Origin of the sequence: Leptolyngbya sp. FACHB-671, assembly GCF_014695745.1 — a bacterium.
GTDB lineage: Bacteria > Cyanobacteriota > Cyanobacteriia > Elainellales > Elainellaceae > JAAUTN01.
Genome location: NZ_JACJOV010000146.1, coordinates 19,749 through 37,631 on the forward strand (window position 1 = coordinate 19,749; position 17,883 = coordinate 37,631).

Annotated in this window: 17 protein-coding genes; 11 read left to right on the forward strand and 6 right to left on the reverse strand. The window is 51.1% G+C overall.

Annotated features, from left to right (window positions below; genetic code table 11):
* The first annotated feature begins 4 nt into the window (after positions 1-4).
* From ureG to H6F93_RS23145, 4 genes are read left to right on the forward strand one after another with little or no spacing between them, the layout of a single operon-like run.
* Positions 5-634 (forward strand): urease accessory protein UreG, encoded by a 630-nt coding sequence (gene ureG, locus H6F93_RS23130; protein WP_190643898.1) that lies wholly within the window; start codon positions 5-7, stop codon positions 632-634.
* Between the two features lie 52 nt (positions 635-686).
* On the forward strand, positions 687-1,592 hold the full coding sequence (locus tag H6F93_RS23135) for an urease accessory protein UreD (protein ID WP_190643897.1): 906 nt from the start codon (positions 687-689) through the stop codon (positions 1,590-1,592).
* A complete protein-coding gene (locus H6F93_RS23140; protein ID WP_190685940.1) occupies positions 1,589-2,101 on the forward strand; it encodes an urease accessory protein UreE in 513 nt (170 codons plus the stop codon). The genes H6F93_RS23135 and H6F93_RS23140 overlap by 4 nt, the downstream gene beginning before the upstream one ends.
* A 5-nt stretch (positions 2,102-2,106) precedes the next feature.
* Positions 2,107-2,793 (forward strand): urease accessory protein UreF, encoded by a 687-nt coding sequence (locus tag H6F93_RS23145; protein ID WP_190685943.1) that lies wholly within the window; start codon positions 2,107-2,109, stop codon positions 2,791-2,793.
* 20 nt (positions 2,794-2,813) lie between these two features.
* On the opposite strand, the gene H6F93_RS23150 is transcribed toward H6F93_RS23145, so the two are convergent.
* Complete coding sequence (locus H6F93_RS23150; RefSeq protein WP_524538000.1) at positions 2,814-3,731, reverse strand: Cof-type HAD-IIB family hydrolase; 918 nt, start codon at positions 3,729-3,731, stop codon at positions 2,814-2,816.
* A gap of 72 nt (positions 3,732-3,803) precedes the next feature.
* Here H6F93_RS23150 and H6F93_RS23155 point away from each other — a divergent pair, with 72 nt between their 5' ends.
* The 3 genes from H6F93_RS23155 to H6F93_RS23165 all read left to right on the forward strand — a co-directional run bounded on the left by H6F93_RS23155 (position 3,804) and on the right by H6F93_RS23165 (position 8,540).
* Positions 3,804-4,763, forward strand: coding sequence for a cation diffusion facilitator family transporter (locus H6F93_RS23155; RefSeq protein WP_190643894.1), 960 nt, complete (start codon positions 3,804-3,806; stop codon positions 4,761-4,763).
* 89 nt (positions 4,764-4,852) lie between these two features.
* The gene (gene polA, locus H6F93_RS23160) at positions 4,853-7,783 is read left to right on the forward strand and encodes a DNA polymerase I (RefSeq protein WP_190685946.1); all 2,931 of its coding nucleotides are present in this window, start codon (positions 4,853-4,855) and stop codon (positions 7,781-7,783) included.
* 40 nt (positions 7,784-7,823) lie between these two features.
* The gene (locus H6F93_RS23165; protein WP_190685950.1) at positions 7,824-8,540 is read left to right on the forward strand and encodes a hypothetical protein; all 717 of its coding nucleotides are present in this window, start codon (positions 7,824-7,826) and stop codon (positions 8,538-8,540) included.
* Positions 8,541-8,647: 107 nt separating this feature from the next.
* On the opposite strand, the gene H6F93_RS23170 is transcribed toward H6F93_RS23165, so the two are convergent.
* Positions 8,648-8,866 carry a hypothetical protein gene (locus H6F93_RS23170; protein WP_190685954.1) on the reverse strand — a complete coding sequence of 73 codons (219 nt, stop codon included), beginning with the start codon at positions 8,864-8,866 and terminating at the stop codon, positions 8,648-8,650.
* Between the two features lie 459 nt (positions 8,867-9,325).
* Here H6F93_RS23170 and H6F93_RS23175 point away from each other — a divergent pair, with 459 nt between their 5' ends.
* The gene (locus H6F93_RS23175; RefSeq protein WP_190685959.1) at positions 9,326-10,123 is read left to right on the forward strand and encodes an EI24 domain-containing protein; all 798 of its coding nucleotides are present in this window, start codon (positions 9,326-9,328) and stop codon (positions 10,121-10,123) included.
* Positions 10,124-10,134: 11 nt separating this feature from the next.
* Here H6F93_RS23175 and H6F93_RS23180 read toward each other — a convergent pair whose 3' ends face one another.
* Positions 10,135-10,386: a hypothetical protein gene (locus tag H6F93_RS23180; protein ID WP_190643890.1), complete on the reverse strand. Its 252-nt coding sequence runs from the start codon at positions 10,384-10,386 to the stop codon at positions 10,135-10,137.
* A 300-nt stretch (positions 10,387-10,686) separates the two neighbouring features.
* On the opposite strand from H6F93_RS23180, the gene H6F93_RS23185 reads away from it, so the two are divergent.
* The gene (locus H6F93_RS23185; RefSeq protein ID WP_190685963.1) at positions 10,687-12,342 is read left to right on the forward strand and encodes an AAA family ATPase; all 1,656 of its coding nucleotides are present in this window, start codon (positions 10,687-10,689) and stop codon (positions 12,340-12,342) included.
* Positions 12,343-12,361: 19 nt separating this feature from the next.
* A complete protein-coding gene (locus H6F93_RS23190) occupies positions 12,362-12,970 on the forward strand; it encodes a hypothetical protein (protein ID WP_190643888.1) in 609 nt (202 codons plus the stop codon).
* 47 nt (positions 12,971-13,017) lie between these two features.
* Here H6F93_RS23190 and H6F93_RS23195 read toward each other — a convergent pair whose 3' ends face one another.
* A complete protein-coding gene (locus tag H6F93_RS23195) occupies positions 13,018-14,907 on the reverse strand; it encodes a WD40 repeat domain-containing serine/threonine-protein kinase (RefSeq protein WP_190685966.1) in 1,890 nt (629 codons plus the stop codon).
* A gap of 139 nt (positions 14,908-15,046) precedes the next feature.
* Positions 15,047-16,081 (reverse strand): WD40 repeat domain-containing protein, encoded by a 1,035-nt coding sequence (locus H6F93_RS23200; protein WP_190685970.1) that lies wholly within the window; start codon positions 16,079-16,081, stop codon positions 15,047-15,049.
* Between the two features lie 30 nt (positions 16,082-16,111).
* Here H6F93_RS23200 and H6F93_RS23205 point away from each other — a divergent pair, with 30 nt between their 5' ends.
* Positions 16,112-17,212, forward strand: coding sequence for a tocopherol cyclase family protein (locus H6F93_RS23205; RefSeq protein ID WP_190685972.1), 1,101 nt, complete (start codon positions 16,112-16,114; stop codon positions 17,210-17,212).
* A gap of 22 nt (positions 17,213-17,234) precedes the next feature.
* Here the strand turns inward: H6F93_RS23205 and H6F93_RS23210 are convergent, their stop codons facing one another.
* Positions 17,235-17,870: a transposase gene (locus tag H6F93_RS23210; RefSeq protein WP_242043586.1), complete on the reverse strand. Its 636-nt coding sequence runs from the start codon at positions 17,868-17,870 to the stop codon at positions 17,235-17,237.
* Positions 17,871-17,883 lie beyond the last annotated feature (13 nt).

Consider the following 17,883-nt stretch of genomic DNA (forward strand, 5'->3'; position numbering starts at 1 on the left):
AGTGATGCAAAAATCAGTAGCTCGTTTAGGAGTGGGTGGCCCGGTTGGCAGTGGTAAAACAGCTTTACTGGAACGGCTAGTGCCTTTGCTAATGCAGCAGGGAATTGAAGTGGCAGTCGTCACCAATGATTTGCTGACTCAAGAAGATGCCGATCGCCTTAAACGTAAAGGCTTTTTACCCAGCGATCGCATTATTGGTGTGGAAACGGGTAGTTGCCCCCATACCGCCATTCGCGAAGATCCGACGATGAATCTGCTGGCTATTCGCAACCTGGAGCGATCGTTCCCAGAACTCGATCTCGTTTTTGTCGAAAGTGGAGGGGATAATCTGGCATCAACCTTTAGCTACGACTTAATTGATGCCTACATTTTTGTGCTGGATGTAGGGGCAGGTGATGACATTCCCCGCAAGAATGGACCAGGGTTTATGCAGGCAGACTTAGTGGTGATCAACAAGATTGACATTGCCCCTTATGTGGGTGCTGACTTGGCTTTAATTCAGCGTGAAGCCTCAGAACGACGACGCGGCAAGCCGATCGCCTATACCAACTGTAAAACAGGTGAAGGATTGGACCAGGTGGTGCAGTTTATCTTTAACCAATTGCTGTTTCAACCCGTCCGAGTAATGGCTTAGTCACTCGACGGAAACAGGGATTAAACAGGTATTAAGAATTAAAAAAACAAGTATGGTTGCTCAACTTATTGACCCGGCAAGTGTTAATCCGGCAAGTGTTAATCCGGCAATCGCTGCACCCGATCAGTCATCGCAGAAACATCTTAGTTTGCAGATTGGATTGGATCAATTCAATCAATCTTTTGTGTATCGGCAGTATGCTACCTATCCGTTCAGGCTCTCCCGTTCGTTGCGGCTTGATCCTACAGATACTCATCGTGCCTATCTTTACATCATGAATTCGTCACCTGGATTGTTAGCGGGTGATCAGTTTCAAATTAGCGTTCGGTTAGGCGATCGCACCAGTCTGTATCTCACCGACCAGTCGGCTACCAAGGTGCATCAGATGCCGGTCGCCCAGTTTGCCCGCCTGCACTATGACGTCGAGGTTGGTACTGATGCCAGTTTAGAGTTTCTCCCAGAGCCAATCATTTTGTATCGTGATGCCAGTTTGGAGCAAACGATGCGGGTGACGCTGGCACCCACCGGAAGTCTGTTTCTGAGCGAAATCATAGTTCCCGGTCGGTTAGCGCGAGGAGAATGTTTCCAGTTTCAGCGTTATTTTAATCGGTTGCAGGTCTATACTCCTGCTGGAGCGTTGGTCTTCACCGATGCTATGCAGTTAAAGGGACAGGATAGATGTGGAGCCTACGGTTCTATCTTTGCGCCTCAACCCATTCTCGCTAATTTGATTCTGGTTATGCCCGGAGTTGATTTGCAATCTCTGGCTCTGGATTTAGAGCAGTTTGCCCAAAAACAGGCGTTCACTGCTGCCAGTTCTGCTTTGCCAAACTGTAACGGCTTACTGGTCAGAGCAATGGCATCTAACGTGCCAGTCTTGAAAGCTTACATCAGCCATGCTCTAACCCAGATTCGGCATTTGAGTAGTCAACCTGCTTTACCAGAGATTCCAAAATGACAATCCTGGCAGAAACCTATTTGGGTAATCAAGCAACGAACTCAGCTTTACAGCAGCAAGTAGCGCAGGCTCGACAAGCAGAAGCTTTATTAGAAGTCTATTTGCAGACCGACGATCGGGCCAAAGGTCGGATTCATGCCCACTCGACAACGGGTGTTGAGCTTGGCATTATCAAAAGTCGCGAACAGTTCCTCAGTACAGGAGATGTGTTTATCACCAATCTCGGACAACTGTTGTTAATTCACCTCCATACCCAAACGGTCATGGTACTGGGCTTTAACGGTGATGTAATGGGTCATGCCATTGACCTAATTTATTTGGGTCATGTTCTTGGCAATCACCATTGGCCAATTTTGGTGCAGGGCGATCGCATTTATCTAGAAATGGTGGCTGATCCAGCCGTAATGGAAGCGACAGTGAAAAATGTCAATATTCCAGGTTTATGTATTGACTATGAGGTGCGATCGCCCGATGCCCTGCTGCAATTCTCGCCACATACGCATCACTAATAGTTATGGTTGATTCCCGTCTAGCCCTGATGCAATTGTCTGATTCCTTTTTCCCATCAGGCTCTTTTACGCTTTCCCACGGTTTAGAAGCGATGGTGCAAACTAACCGAATTCGCTCTGCTCAAGATGTAGAAGCATTTCTTCAGTTGCTGTTGCATAACAAAGTAGGTCGCTCAGATTTAATTGCTTTGATTCATGCCTATCGTGCCAGTAGCGCCAATGATCTCAGCGAAATTCGACGAGCCGACCAACAGTTATATGCTCAGACTTTAATTCAGGCAACCCGTGAAGCTCAATGCCGGAGTGGACAAGCATTGTTGTTAGTGGCGCAATCAACCTGGAACGATGCCCAACTGGTAGCATTCCAGGAAGATATTGATACTCACAACACTCCCGGTTTACATCCAATTGTGTTTGCAATGGTGGGTCGTGCTGTCCACTTAAGTGAGAGAGACACCAGTTTTGCATTTCTCCACAGTTTCGTGACTGGTTTAGTCGGTGCAGCAATCCGCCTGGGCGTTTTAGGGCACTTGGGCGCACAGTCCATTCTTTATAAGATGGCATTGGAGATAGAGGCGATCGCCACTCAAGCCTCAGCTCTTTCTCTAGAGGACATGTGGTCATGCACACCCGCAATCGACATTGCCCAAATGTCTCATCAGCGATTAGTCAGCAAGCAATTCTCGACGTAATCAAATTGGATCAAGTCGAACTAAAGAATAAACTTCTCGATTGCCACTGCCGCCCCGTCTGCTTCAACGCTCGGCGCAACCCAGTTGCCGTAGGTCTGCACCTCAGCGGGGGCATTGCCCATTGCCACACCGATTCCGGCATAGTCCAGCATCTCAACATCGTTGAAATTATCGCCAACCGTCATCACGTTTTCAGGTTGCAGTCCCAGCATTTCTTCTGCCAGATAGCGCACGGCGACCCCTTTATTGACCAGCGGGTTTGCCACTTCAAAAAAGGTGGCAACCGATTTCGTGAAGTAAAGCTCGGCAGGGGTATAGCGCTGACGTAAGGAAGTGAGCAATTGGTCGATCAGTTCAATGTCGTCGCTCAGCGCCAAAATCTTAGTCGGTTCGCGGTCTAGCACCTGCCGCAGATCGCCAACTGGAATCGGTACTACGCCCGACCGCTCTGCATACGCCTCAGTTTCTGAAGTGATTTCTCTTACATAAAGCTGATCGTCGATGTAAAAGTGAATCGAGAGAAACCGCTTTAACTCGGTTTGCTCAAAGTAGTCGAGCATTTGGTGAGCCGTCTGTCGCGACACCGGGTAGTGGCGATATACCTTCTGATCGACTGGGCTTTTGATGAATGCGCCCTGATAAGCTAGTAGCGGCAGACTAGAGCCAACTTCTTCGTAAAACCGCAAAGCAGACTGATACATTCTGCCAGTGGCGATCGCCACCTGCACCCCTTTCGCCTGAGCTGCGCGAATTGCCTGTTTTACCGCTGGGCGAATTTGATTAGATTCCCCAGCAATCGTACCGTCGACGTCTAAGACCAAAAGCTGAATCTGACCAATCTCACTGCTAGAAGCGCTTTCAGAAGCGATCGCCAACCTATCTTGCTGCATCATGGTTTGGTTCAACTCAGCAATTCTCACTTTAAAGGTTAGAGGCATAAAGAATTCCCTTTTTATCTGGGGGGTTTGACCCCTAATTCAGGGAACCCCTTCCGTGCTAGCCTTTGGGCTATGAGTGAGGCACGAAATCGACGCAGGGCGAGCTATCAGGTATTGTTCGCGACACTGTGGCTGACACTGCTAGTTTTGGCAGTGAAACTTTGGGCTGGCTGGGCGACGCGATCGCTCAGTCTGCTTGCAGAATCGCTGCATACGTTGATCGATAGCTTTAGTATTGTGCTGAGTCTGTCCGCGATCGCCTCCTCCTATCGCACGTCAGGGCGAGAAATTTGGACTCACGATAGGCGAGAAACAGCGGGGGTGCTGCTGCTTGCGTCGTTTTTAGGATTTTCTGGGTTTAGCTTGCTGGTTCTGTCGGTGCAGCAGCTTGACGTGGTCACTCAAGGATTAGAATCGCAGTTTCCGGTAGAGATCAGCATGCCGCTGATTCAGCTTTTGGTCGTGGTGGTGGCCATCAACCTGTGTATGGTGTGGTTTCAGCGCTACGAAGCTCGGCTATTAGAAAATCAGGCGCTACAAATCAATGCTAATCATGTGCTAAAAGATGCCTGGTTGACGGTTTTGGTTTGTGTCGGACTGGTTGGCGTTTGGCGCGGCTATGTCTGGCTTGACCCGCTGCTGGCGATCGCCCTTGTGCTCATGAGCATCCGCAGCTATTGGCGAATGCTCAACTGGCAGTTGCCCTGGTTGGTGCGGCAGGTGGCGATCGCCCCCGAAGTTTTGTCACAAATTGCTCGGCAGGTCGAAGGCGTTACCCACTGCGAAAAAATTCGCTCGAAAGGGCTGGTGGGTCGTCAGGTGTTAGTTGAAATGTCCCTGGCGCTACACCCAGAGTTTATGTCTGTCGCTCGCTCAATCGCTGAACGGGTAGAGGCAGCGATTCGGGAGCGCTACGGAGCAGTGAAAGTGGTGATTTATATTGAGGGCGATCGCTCCAAACCCGACTCTGGCGCAGAATCCCTTCGATTCAGAAATATCAGCAGCCGACGCAGCGATCCCGACTTGAACTAAACCAGGCGACATTCCCTGTAGGGGCGAACGGCCGTTCGCCCCTACAGCAGGCGTTCTACCTGAGCGAATGGGGCGTTAAAATCAAGGCTATGCAGCAATCTTCCTCCTCCCCCTTGTTTGTCCTGATCGATGGGCACTCCCTTGCCTTTCGCTCTTATTTCGCCCATGCCAGAGGGCGAGATGGCGGACTGCGTACCTCAACGGGCATTCCCACAAGCGTCTGTTACGGCTTCCTCAAATCCATGCTTGACATGATGGAAAGCCAGAAGCCGCAGTACGTGGCGATCGCCTTTGACCGGGGAGAAGCCACCTTCCGCCACCAGACAGACGAAACCTACAAGGCGGGTCGCCCCGATGCCCCCGAAGACTTCATGCCTGACCTGGAAAACCTCCAGGAATTGCTCGATGCCTTCAATCTGCCGGTGCTAGCCATTGCGGGCTATGAAGCAGACGACATTTTAGGAACGCTAGCTCGTCGTGCCAATGCAGCAAACTATCGGGTAAAAATTCTCAGCGGCGATCAAGACTTGTTTCAACTCATTGATCCCGACCAAAAGACGACGGTGCTGTACCTGAGCAATGCCTTTGCTGCTCGTGCTAACACGGGCGCAAACGAATTCGGCGCGGAGCAAGTGAAGGAAAAGCTAGGAATTTTGCCCAGTCAGGTCGTTGATTACAAAGCGCTATGTGGCGACTCGTCTGACAACATTCCGGGGGTGAAGGGAATTGGCGCAAAGACTGCGGTTCAACTGCTGAACGAATATGGCTCTCTAGAGCAAATCTACGCGTCTCTCGACCAGATCAAAGGCGCAGTCAAAAAGAAGCTAGAAGAGGGCAGAGAGTCGGCGCTACATTCGCAGTACATGGCGCAAATTCACCTCGACGTGCCTTTGGAAGTAGACATTGAAGACTGCAAGCTGAAAGGGTTTGATGGCGATCGCCTCCTCCCCCTCCTAGAAAAGCTAGAATTCCGCCAGTTTATTCGGCAGATTCCCAAAATACAGAAGACGTTTGGAGGCGAGGCGATCGACGAAGCAACCGACGATACAGACAATGCTACGGACGAACCGCCCTCAACTAACCCGCTCAACTTCAACACCAACAGTGAAGACCTCTGGTTCTTCAGCCCAGAAGATACCGAAGCCAGCCAGCAGGTTGCAGCAGTAGACATTCAACCCCAAATCATCGACACGCCCGAGAAACTGGATGCGCTAGTCAAACGGCTCAAAACCTGCAAAGATTCCACTGCTCCCGTCTCTTGGGACACCGAAACCGATGCGGTGGATGCCAGAATTGCCAATCTGGTCGGCATTGGCTGCTGTTGGGGTGAAGGTTTGTCAGACATGGCTTACATTCCGGTCGGGCACAAGTCAGGCAAAAACTTGGATAAAGCCACCGCGTTGGAAGCGCTGCGTCCGATTTTGGAGAGTGCCGACTACCCTAAGGTGCTGCAAAACGCCAAATTCGATCGCCTGGTGCTGCGAAATCAGGGAATTCATTTAGCAGGCGTTGAGTTTGACACGATGCTAGCTAGCTACGTGCTAAATCCCGACACCAGCCACAACCTGACCGATTTAGCCCTGCGCTACCTCAACCTTGCCACTCAGAGCTACACCGACCTGGTGCCCAAGGGCAAAACGATGGTGGATATGGACATTCCCCCTGTCGCTATTTACTGCGGCATGGATGTCTACACCACGTTTCACCTGATGCCCAAACTGCGGGCAGAACTGGAGCCACTGCCAGATCTGTATCGCTTGTTTCGAGAAGTCGAAGTGCCGCTAGAACCCGTTCTGGCAGAGATGGAATACTGCGGCGTTCGCATCGACAAGGACTATCTGGCAGAATTCTCTAAGCGGCTGGAGAAAGACCTGGACTCAATTGAGCATCAGGCGTATGAGTCAGCAGGTGAAAAATTTAACCTGGGATCGCCTAAACAGTTGAGCGACCTGCTGTTTGAGAAGCTGAAGCTCGATCGCCGCAAGTCGCGCAAGATCAAAACAGGTTACTCCACTGATGCGGCTACTCTGGAGAAACTCCAGGGTGATCATCCCGTTGTGGATGCAATTCTGGAGCATCGTACCCTGATCAAACTGAAGTCTACCTATGTAGATGCCTTGCCCTTATTGGCAGATCCAGAGACGCAGCGGATTCACACCGACTTCAACCAGGCAATTACCTCAACGGGGCGGCTATCTTCCTCTAATCCAAACTTGCAGAATATCCCAATTCGCACAGCGTTTAGTCGGCAAATTCGGGCAGGGTTTGTGCCAGAACCCGGTTGGTTGTTGGTAGCGGCAGACTATTCTCAGATTGAGCTGAGAATCTTGGCGCATCTCAGCCAGGAGCCTGTGTTGGTAGAAACCTACCGGAACAACCAGGACATTCACACGCTGACCGCCAGACTTCTGTTTGAGAAAGAGACGATTACCTCAGAAGAACGCCGCATGGCGAAGGTGATTAACTTTGGCGTGATTTATGGCATGGGTGCTTCCCGGTTTGCGCGAGAGGCAGGAGTCAGCCGAATTGAGGCACAGGGCTTTATCGATCGCTTCAACGAACGCTATCCCCTCGTGTTTGAGTATTTGCTGAGAATGCAGCGAGAGGCGATCGCCAACGGCTATGTCACCACCATCAAAGGTCGTCGCCGCTACTTCAACTTCACCACCGATAAACTCATTCGCTTGCGTGATAAAGATCCTGACGAAATCGACCTGAGCAAAATTAAATCACCAGGACAATATGATGCTGGACTGCTGCGAGCGGCAGCAAACGCCCCAATTCAAGGCTCCAGCGCCGACATCATCAAAATTGCAATGGTGAAACTGCACGAATTGCTCAAAGGCTACCAGTCAAAGCTGTTGCTGCAAGTGCATGATGAACTGGTGTTTGAAGTGCCGCCTGACGAATGGGAAGAACTCCAGCCCAAAGTGAAATCTGTCATGGAGTCAGCGGTCGAGCTAACCGTGCCACTCCTGGTTGAAATCCGGGCCGGGAAAAACTGGATGGATGCAAAATGAAGGATCTTCAGTTTAGAGACACCCAAAATTTGCTCTACAAATGGGAAAGAAACAAACTCTCAATGCAAAACGACTCACCAAAAAGCAGGTTCAAGAACTAATAGAATCTGAAGGAAAACTGCATGAAGAGTTTACAAAATCCCTTGAGACAACATACAGCAGTGGATACAAGGATCAACCTCTAGTCTATGAGCTGTCAAATGATAGGTTTCTATTCGTCTTTGATCCTAAAGAAGTTTCAATTCCCGGTAGAGGGGACATTTACTCCAAAGACTATCTTTTACGACTGATTCGACTTAAACAGAAAGTTGAAGAAGACGCAATTAACGGTCGCCAAAGTTCTGTAGATCATTGGAGATATTACTCAAAACACAAAGCACAGCTTATCAACCAGCTCTCCGAGCTGATTGATAAGCTAGCAAGATGTTGGAGCATTTCACACGATCAGCTAGATTTCTCATACAAAAGCTTGGATATCTTATCCAGGAAAGCGGAAGAATATGGACTTGAAAAGGTTCAAGTTGAACTGTATGACAATCTGGTTGGCTATGTGGGAGAGGTTATCCGGCACAGAGTAAAAGGAAACTGGATTGTCTTAGAAGAGCGCCCAAATGATGAATATCCCGCTATCGGTGCAAAAGGAGGGACGCTAATGCCCATTAATGTGGTGAGGCAAGAGCTATTTGGACTTGAGCTAATGAATTTACGCAAGGAAACTGCTAATGAAGTGAGGCGATTTTCACTTAGGCATCGATAGATGTAACAGTTGCTAGATGCAGTTCCGTAACACGGGCTTAACTAAACAAGGGGCTTAAGCCCCTTGTTCTATAGTCAATTTACGAGTGAATGCACAGAAGTAGAATTTTATCCCTGTTCTACCGAATGCAAAGTGGTAGGAAATGCCAAAATCTCCCGGCGACCGCTCCCTCGATAGGTTCTTTCCCGGCGATGTGTGCCCTGCCCTAAAACATAGTTCTCTGAGCTAGCAGGACTTAGCTCAGCTGAGCGCGAGATAACCCCCTGATTGACCGTTAGCCCCATGAGCATTAGCCCAGACAGCATAGCGAAGGTGAGAACGCGCATAAAAGAAGTTACCTATATAAGCTTCCGCTCCCTTATACAACGGCTCAAATTCTCATCCGGAATTGACTGTTGCCTCATTTCTCTAGCCAACGAATAATTGGTTTGAAAAGTAGCGATTGTTCTCTGTAAGGGTGTGGCATTCGGCAGATATACCCTGCAATCAAGCAAGCATCCTTGCCGAATACTACGCCCTTGCCCGTTCTTGGGTTACAGTTAGACTTTTCAAATATCCTTGCCGACAGAAACGTTGTCTAGTAGGTTGTTTGATCGAAGTTGAAGGTAAATGGCGATCGCAATTCCCCTTTCATACCCAATCCGTTTGTATAGCGGTATTGGCAGGGGCGAAGCATTCGGTCACAATCTACCACTGAAGCACAATTCTTTTGCCGAATGCTTCGCCCGTACACCCAATAGTGCTTCTTTACAAAACGAATTTCGTATCACACGACCCATGACACAATGACGGAAAAATCTAAGCCAGGATCAGAGCTGCCAATTATCCAAGCTCCAGGTGGACTATTTGCAGGCGCAACTTATCCTTTTCGCGCCCTCTCACTCCTGGGAAAAACGCCAAAGCTGCGGGGCTATGTGTTGGTGCCAATTCTGGTAAACCTGATTGTAGGAGGCACTATTTACGCCGGGCTGCTGTTTGCTGGCTTCCAGGGAATTGATGCTGCAATTCAGAATTTACCTGCGTGGGCCGCTTTCCTGGATGTCGTTTTACGGGTGTTGCTAACGATTCTGCTGTTTTTGCTCACCGGATTTGTGCTGCTTCAGTTTGGTGTGCTGCTGGGGTCGCCGTGGTACGGCAAATTGTCTGAAGAGCTAGAGCAGCTACGCACTGGGAAAACGGTAATTCCGCCGGGGGGCGTTGGAGGAATTTTTGTAGAGATTTGGCGGGCGATCGCCTTTGAACTCAAAAAACTAGCTCTGACAGCAGCGATCGCTCTACCACTCCTGCTACTCAATTTTGCGCCGGGAGTGGGAACTGTAATCGCTACCGTTGGCGGCATTGCCTTAGCAGCCACAATCGTCTGTCTCGACTTTTTAGACCCAGCTTTGGAACGCCGACGATTTCGGTTTCGTACCAAGTTGGGCATTGTAGCCCGAAATTTTCCTGCCAGTGCCAGCTTTGGGCTAATTTGCTTAGGGCTGGTCAGCATTCCCCTCATTAACCTGCTGGCAATCCCGCTTTGTGTCACGGCTGGAACGCTATTTTTTTGCGATCGCGTTCTGCCTGGTCTGGGGGAGAGATAAGGGATTAGGGATTATGAGTTGGGTGCTAGGGACTTGCTATGAAAGCGAAACTTGAGCGAGGTGGGTTTTAGGAAGAGCCAGCTAATGAATAATGCAATGGCAGTAAATAGCTGTACCGAATCTAAAGGAGACAAATAGCCATCTGCAAAAGAGGCGATGCTGCGGTCAACGACCCCGAACAGCCAGCATGAAACGCCAAATAGCCAAAGTCCACTTCTGAGAGTTCCCAGGAAAAGGGTCGGTTCTGAAGAGTGGTTTTCCATACATTTAGATCCTCTATAACAGTGAAGGCTTAGTTCAATCCCTTCGAGTTGAGGTGAAGGCGATCGCGCTTGTTTGTTCTGTATTGTCTCAAGGTTAAGAAATATTTACCTTGCTTGACATTGTACCAAAGACGTAGGGCAAAACTATTCACGATGTCTGAAGAGGGAATTGCATAAAGGGCAGAGCGTGTTCCCAATGATCAGTGATGCCGAACGCCTTTTAGAGACTCGATCTTAGACGTGTGATCGCCATCTTCCGGGGAACTGGTCACAATAGAAGAGCGAACTGCGGGTATTTCCATGCCAATACAGGCAGAACGATTTGTTGACAATTGGGCTTACCTTAAGACCGAACTCCAGTGGCTCGACCGAGTGCTGATGCTAGCGGTAGCACGGCAACGGCAAGAAACAAAGGAGGTCGATCGCTTTTCTCAGTCTCGTGCCGATCGGGCAACAAGCCACTGGTGGAAGGGGATCATGTCCTTCAAGGAGAACATTGCCTATGACGAACATCGCCCACCAGCCCAGTCCACAGGCAAAACGTCTAGCCTGGGCTATCAGCAGCAGCTCGAACACCGGATTCAGGTTAGTCGAGAGCAGGGAATTTTTCTAGGCTTGCCGTCGTTGCGCGATCGCCTCAATCTCACCTTGTTCGAGAAAAACCTGGTTTTGCTGGGGCTGGCTCCCGAAATCAATCGCCGCTATGCCAAAATTTATCGTTACCTGCAAGGGGACGACACCGCCTCAAAAACTGACTTGCCGACGGTTGACTTGGTGCTGCGACTGCTTTGCCGCAACGATGTGGAATGGCGGGCTGCCCGGATTCACCTCACCACTGCTTCGCCACTATTGCAGCACAATTTGCTGAAACTACTGGCTGCTCCTAACGATACGGTACTCAACTATCCGGTAAAGCTGGCTGATCCGCTGGTGGACTATTTGCTGGCAGAGCAGCCAGCGACGCAAGCGCTGGATTGCTTGCTCAGTCAATTCATTGCCCCTCCTCTGCCTGCCTTACTCTCCAGTCGTGAGGTCAACACGACTTGGACAGACTTGATTTTGCCGGAGCCGCTACACAACACGCTTCAGCTTCTGGGTCAGCAGGTGCAGTATGCCAGGAATTCAAACCTGATTAAGCCTGCTGATCGCGATCGCACTGGCACTCTGGCACTGTTGGTAGGAGCAACGGGAACAGGCAAAACCACAGCAGCAGAGGCGATCGCCCATTCCTTGGACTTGCCGCTATGGGAGGTAGACCTGTCGCGAATCGATCCAACTAACTCCCGCCAACTATTTGAGGAAATTGAGACGGAGACTCCGGAGGTGCTGCTGATTCACTCGGCTCACCTCTGGCTGGGGCGTTCGTCATCCTTACCGCAGGCTGAAATTCACCGTTTCCTGGATCAGCGGCAACAGACCCCAGCAATCACTTTATTGACAGCACCTTTCCAGCAATCTGTGCGGTTGTCTTGGCAGCGACGTTTAGATCGGGTGCTGAAATTTTCGCTACCCAGTCAGGGCGATCGCCTTAAACTTTGGCAGCAGTTCCTCTCCACTCAAATTCCCCTGGATCGTCAGATCGACTGGGAACATCTGGCACAGTTGAAGCTAACCGGTGGGGAGATTGAGGCGCTCGCCTACGCTGCAGCGCTTACCTTTGCTGCCTCGGATGACTCAACGCTGAGCATGAGTCATCTCATTCAAGCATTGAAGCAGTCAGGCAAATCGCTCACTCCTAAATCAACGAAGCGTCAACAGAACGCGAAACAGGTTCTCAAAAATGTTCCAAGGATTGCTGACCCGGTGAAGGATGAGCCAGTTATTCAGGATGAACCAATAACTCAGAGTCAGCCTGCTAAGCGCAAGTCGCCGCGCAAATCGTCTACTCGCGAATCAACTAATTCAGCTAATTCAACTAGGAAAAATTCCAAGCAAACGAAGGACAATATTGCTTAATCATGGTGCTGGAGCAAATATGCCTACCAAGCTGAAAAAAGTGGGTTACGGCTTTTGGTTTCAATGGGTGCTGGTGACAATGCTTGGTTTTATGGTTAGTTTGCACTGGATTGAGATTGGTACTCGACCGGAACTAGGCGCTTTAGAAGGCGCAGTCGGTGGGGCGATCGTCGGCGTCGCGCAGTGTTTGGTATTGCGCCAGCGAATTTCCTATTTTTGGGGCTGGAGCATTGCCTGTGTGCTGGGTTGGAGCCTGATTGGTGCTTTGGGAATTGGCGCTTTAGGTTGGGTTGCGCCCAGAAACATGGTTGATATCTTCCTTAGAGCAGTCTGGGGATTGATCGAGGGAATGAAGGTCGGAATCGTGATTGGGAGCTTGCAGTGGTTAGTGCTGCGAGGGCAGGTTCCTAACGCGTGGCGGTGGATTGTTGCCAGTATGCTGGGCTGGTCAGTCGGTCTGGGGGCGGGCTGGACGGTTGGGGCAATCTTGCGAATGAGGACAGGGCTGTTTTTGGGAGAAGTTTTGGGTCTGACTGTCACCTGGGTTGTGATGGCTGCGGTGACCGGAGTCTGCCTGATTGAATTGCTGCAGCGGGATGACCGAAAGACGTTGTTTCGGTTGCGATAGAGGCTACTTTAAAGGGCTAATTTTTCGTGCGCTAAACGCACGAAAAATTAACCTTCATCAACTTTAGAATTAGGGGGCTTTTGGTCGATCGGTTTTTGGCGCTGCCAGATTTTGAGGGTGCGATCGCTGCTTCCACTAATCAACAGATGGCTGTCAGGGCTGAAGGCGATCGCGTTCACATCTCGCGTATGTCCTACGAGGGTGCGCTTTAGCCGACCCGTTTCCGTTTCCCAAATTTTTACGGTGTGGTCGCCGCCGCCGCTGGCGATTAGCTCTCCGTCAGGGCTGATGGCGACCGCACGAATCCAGTCGAGGTGTCCGGTGAGAGTGTTGAGCAGTTGCCCGGTGTGCATTTCCCAGAGCCGTACCGTGTTGTCGCAGCCGCCGCTAATCAGGATGTTGCCGTTGGGGGCGATCGCAATCGAATTCACGTCTCGCGTATGCCCGACCAGCGTATGCAGCAGTTCTCCCGTGCCAAAATTCCACAGACGAATCGTGTTGTCGTTGCTGCTGCTAGCAAGAATCTGACCATCGGGACTGATCGCCACACTCGTCACCGCTCTGGGATGGGGCAGCGTGCGAAAGAGTCTACCTGTGGTCAACTGCCAGATTTTCACCGTGCAGTCATCGCTGCCGCTGACCAGTGCTTGCCCATCGGGACTGACCGCGACTGAGAGCGACAGCACCGAGTCCGCATGTTCGGTCAGGGTAGACAGCAGTTCTCCGTCCAGATTCCACAGCTTGATCGTGTTGTCTACACTGCCGCTGACCAGGGTTTCCCCATCGGGGCTAAAGGCGACCGACAAAACAGGGGCAATGTGTCCCTTTAAGTTTTGCCTGAGTTCGCCGTTCCAGTCCCACAGTTTTAGGGTTTTGTCGAAGGAGCCGGTGGCAATCAGTTGCCCGTCAGGACTGACCGCAACAGTTGCAACCGAGTTGACGTGTCCGTGCAGCGTGTGCAGGCATTTCCAGGTGGGTACTGGAGGTGCCGTTGCAGTGCGTGGGGTTGTCTGAAACGGGCTGAGGGTGAGCGGCACGGTCGAGCGAGCTAGAGAAATCGGTTGAGGGCTGAGGGCATGAAGGGCGATCGCCGCTGAAGCATAGCGCCGACTGATGGCTGGGTCGAGCATTCGATCTAACGCGTAGCCTAATGAGTCGCTCACCGGGCTCAGTAGATAGTCACGCCAGATCCAGACTCCATCGCTGAAGGAATACAGATCAAAGGGCGGCACGTCGGTCAGCAGGTGAATGCAGGTTACGCCCAGGCTGTAGAGGTCGCTGGCAAACACAGCCCTTCCTACAATCTGTTCGGGTGCCGCATAGCCCGCACTGCCAATCGACGTGCCCGTGCGATTGAGTGCCGTTCCCGTTGCCACCTTTGCTGCGCCAAAGTCTACCAGCACCAACTGCTCATCGTTTCGTCGTCGAATGACGTTGGCAGGTTTGATGTCGCGATGGATGACATGGCGATCGTGAATAAATTGCAGCACGGGCAACAGGTCATTCAACACTCCCCGAATCTGCTCTTCGCTAAAGGCTCCTGACAGGTCTAGCTCTTGCTCCAGGTTGGGCCCATCCACATAGGTTTGAATCAAGTATTGGTAAGGCGACTGGTCAAAGTGAGCCAGCAGTTTAGGAATTTGCGGATGCTGGTCAAGCTGCTCCATTCGCACGGCTTCCTGGTGAAATAGCTCTGTCGCCTTTTCTAGCTCCAGCACTCCCAGGTCTTTTGGAAAGAATTGCTTGATGACGCAGGTAGGTTTGGAGGGAATGTGTTCATCGACTGCTAGAAACGTTCTGCCGAAACCGCCTCGCCCAATCGGTCGCAGTGCTCGATAGCGATCGCACAACAGCAATCCTAAGCCGCAATTTTGGCAAAACCGTGCCTGCCCCAAGTTTTGGGGCTTTTCACAGACCGGATTGAGGCAGTAGCTCATACGAATGCAACCCAGCTTAATCGAGCATCATGATCATCTACACGATGTGGAACTCCCGCTTCGAGAAAGTTACACATTGCGACATTGAAGAACGGAGAAGAACGGAATTTGGATCAGAATTACCCCCAATCTAATGAAATCAGGAGGACAACTGCCAGATCTTGACTGCCTGATCCCAACCGCCGCTAACCAAGGTTTGCCCCTCTGCACTAAAGGCAAGGGAAAACACCCAGCCTTTGTGTCCTGATAGGGTATGAAGCAATTCTCCCGATTTTGTATCCCACAACCGGATAGTTTTATCTTTGCTGCTGCTCGCCAGAACATTGCTCTGAGGTTGAAAGGCAACCGCATCAACGCCATCAGTGTGACCGCTGAGGGTATAAATCAGTTTGCCGTTAGACACCTGCCACAGTTTCACCGTCTGATCTTGGCTGCCGCTGGCTAACAGTTGACCATCAGGGCTGAGGGCGATCGCCTCCACTGATTCTGCATGTCCCGTTAGCGTTGCAACCAGGTTTCCTTTGGGCAGACTCCACAGTTTCACCGTCGTATCCTGACTGCCGCTGGCTAACACTTGCCGCTCTCCGTGGTAAGCCACTGAAGTAACCCAGTGTTCATGCCCCGCGAGCGATCGCACGTCTGCCTGTCCCCCGATTCGCCAGAGCCGAATCGTCTGATCATGTCCGCCGCTGACCAGCACCTTGCCGCTGATAAACTGCACCGCCCGAATCCAGTCAGAATGTCCGGTGAGCGTTTCGATCAATCCGCCTCTGGCAGCATCCCAGAGTTTAATCGTCTTGTCGTTGCTGGCACTGGCAACAATGCGGCTGTCTGGGCTGATGGCGACCGCCCGCAACCAGGCAATATGTCCGCTTAACGTATGTAGCAGCTTGCCGCTTTCCAAGTGCCAGAGCTTCACTGTTTTGTCGCCGCTGCCGCTGGCGATGAACTGGGCATTAGGTGCGATCGCCACCGATCGCACCCAAGACTCATGACCCATAATCGTCTTCACACATCGCCAACTGGGTAGTGAGTTTGAGGACTGGGACAACTGATTTACGCCCAAGCCGTCAATTCCTTCTTCAGCCAGTAGCCGCGCTCCACAATTTTGGCAGAACCTATTTTCATCAGGATTTGCCGGATTGGGGCAGTCAGGATTAGAGCAATATTTCATACTGGGGGCAGTATCGTTAGCTTGGATTCAATGGTAAGTCTTCTTCGCGGTTTTCCCTACGCTTTGCAAACGCCTCACAGCGGCTACCACTGGGATGGGAGCGATCGCCGCTTCTTTGAAGGATGGTATTACCGCGTCACCCTGCCCGAATGCGGTCAAACCTTCGCTTTCATGTATTCCATCGAAGACCCCACGGGTGGGAAGCCTCACAGCGGTGGCGCAGCCCAAATTTTAGGACCAGACGACCAGTATCTTTGCCGCACGTTCCCAGATGTTGAGCGATTTTGGGCGTGGAAAGATGCCCTCGGTCTAGGACACTGGGGTACCACAGATTTAACCCAATCTCCTACCGAGCTTCACCCTGACCTGTTTGATCAACACATTCAGCAAGGCTACCAGGGAACTGCCACCTGGCACCAGGGTAAGCTGTCCGATCCGGGTTCCGGTCAAACGGCGCAGTGGCAGTACGAAATTCAGCCCGTCTATGGCTGGGGTAATACTAATCGTCCCCAGCAGTCAACCGCAGGCTGGCTCTCACAGTTTCAAATTTTTGAACCGGGCTGGCAAATCCTTATGGCGCATGGTCTAGCTACGGGGTGGATTGACTGGAATGGCGATCGCTACTCCTTCACTCTAGCACCCGCCTACAGCGAAAAAAATTGGGGCGGAGCCTTCCCGCAGCGCTGGTTTTGGCTCAACTGCAACGCCTTTGACAACCAGCCCGACCTGGCGCTGACCGCTGGTGGTGGACGACGGGGTGTCCTTTGGTGGATGGAATCTGTCGCGATGGTTGGCATTCACTACCAGGGCAAGTTTTACGAATTTGTCCCCTGGAACTCTGAGGTTCACTGGGAAATTCATCCCTGGGGCTACTGGCAAATGCAGGCGCAAAACGCCCAGTTTGAAGTTGAGCTAACCGGCACCACCACCCACCCTGGCACTCCCCTTCGCGCCCCCACTGAGCAAGGTTTAATCTTCGCCTGCCGAGACACCATGAAAGGCGAACTCACGCTGCGGCTCTGGGAGAATCGGCTGAGTGGCAAACAACTTCTCCTAGAAGCAACGAGTCATCTTTGTGGATTGGAAGTGGGTGGACCTTGGGAAGGGGTGTGGCGATCGCAAGGCGAATAGTGAGGAGTGGACGGCGATCGCCTTACCACTTAGAAGGATGGTCAGGGTGCAACTGGTCTTGCTGCCAGGAAATAGGATTGTGGTGAATGTATTGGCGAATGTCATGCAAAGATTTCTCATTGCGGACGATGTGTTCGTAATAGTTGCGTTGCCAAACCAGGGAACCAGATGTGGACTGAATCAAGTTAATCCGTTTCGTAAAAACAGTCTTAAATGCCCCAATCAAACGCCCCAAAGATTTACGTTTTGTAGCGTCTTCGGTAGGGGCATTTCGCGAAACGCCCCTACGGGGATCACCGGTTAACACCAAAATACCGTGAAGGTGATTGGGCATGACAATCCATGCATCTAAATGAACGTAAGAATATTGCGTTGCTAACCAAAGATACACATCTGCCACAACTTGCCCCAATTCATTCAACCGCATTTCACCATCAACAATTTCGCCAAACAAACATTCTCGCTGGTGTGTACAAAGGGTGATGAAATATGCACCAGTCAATGAATAGTCATACCCCTTCAATCGGATCGATTGCCGATGATGTCTGTCCAGGTTGTATTTCACAAAATTCTGCCCCTGAAATCGATTGGTAGCAGAATTCCCAAATGCAGAAGGGCGATCGCGTTTGATAGTTAGACATTCACCAGCGACCCTCAACCCGTCTCGTTTG

Bases quoted from the DNA above. Each gene is read 5' to 3' on its own strand.
- ureG (WP_190643898.1), top strand. From the start codon at position 5: ATGCAAAAATCAGTAGCTCGTTTAGGAGTGGGTGGCCCGGTTGGCAGT.
- H6F93_RS23135 (WP_190643897.1), top strand. From the start codon at position 687: ATGGTTGCTCAACTTATTGACCCGGCAAGTGTTAATCCGGCAAGTGTT.
- H6F93_RS23140 (WP_190685940.1), top strand. From the start codon at position 1,589: ATGACAATCCTGGCAGAAACCTATTTGGGTAATCAAGCAACGAACTCA.
- H6F93_RS23145 (WP_190685943.1), top strand. From the start codon at position 2,107: ATGGTTGATTCCCGTCTAGCCCTGATGCAATTGTCTGATTCCTTTTTC.
- H6F93_RS23150 (WP_524538000.1), bottom strand. From the start codon at position 3,731: ATGCCTCTAACCTTTAAAGTGAGAATTGCTGAGTTGAACCAAACCATG.
- H6F93_RS23155 (WP_190643894.1), top strand. From the start codon at position 3,804: ATGAGTGAGGCACGAAATCGACGCAGGGCGAGCTATCAGGTATTGTTC.
- polA (WP_190685946.1), top strand. From the start codon at position 4,853: ATGCAGCAATCTTCCTCCTCCCCCTTGTTTGTCCTGATCGATGGGCAC.
- H6F93_RS23165 (WP_190685950.1), top strand. From the start codon at position 7,824: ATGGGAAAGAAACAAACTCTCAATGCAAAACGACTCACCAAAAAGCAG.
- H6F93_RS23170 (WP_190685954.1), bottom strand. From the start codon at position 8,866: ATGCGCGTTCTCACCTTCGCTATGCTGTCTGGGCTAATGCTCATGGGG.
- H6F93_RS23175 (WP_190685959.1), top strand. From the start codon at position 9,326: ATGACGGAAAAATCTAAGCCAGGATCAGAGCTGCCAATTATCCAAGCT.
- H6F93_RS23180 (WP_190643890.1), bottom strand. From the start codon at position 10,386: ATGGAAAACCACTCTTCAGAACCGACCCTTTTCCTGGGAACTCTCAGA.
- H6F93_RS23185 (WP_190685963.1), top strand. From the start codon at position 10,687: ATGCCAATACAGGCAGAACGATTTGTTGACAATTGGGCTTACCTTAAG.
- H6F93_RS23190 (WP_190643888.1), top strand. From the start codon at position 12,362: ATGCCTACCAAGCTGAAAAAAGTGGGTTACGGCTTTTGGTTTCAATGG.
- H6F93_RS23195 (WP_190685966.1), bottom strand. From the start codon at position 14,907: ATGAGCTACTGCCTCAATCCGGTCTGTGAAAAGCCCCAAAACTTGGGG.
- H6F93_RS23200 (WP_190685970.1), bottom strand. From the start codon at position 16,081: ATGAAATATTGCTCTAATCCTGACTGCCCCAATCCGGCAAATCCTGAT.
- H6F93_RS23205 (WP_190685972.1), top strand. From the start codon at position 16,112: ATGGTAAGTCTTCTTCGCGGTTTTCCCTACGCTTTGCAAACGCCTCAC.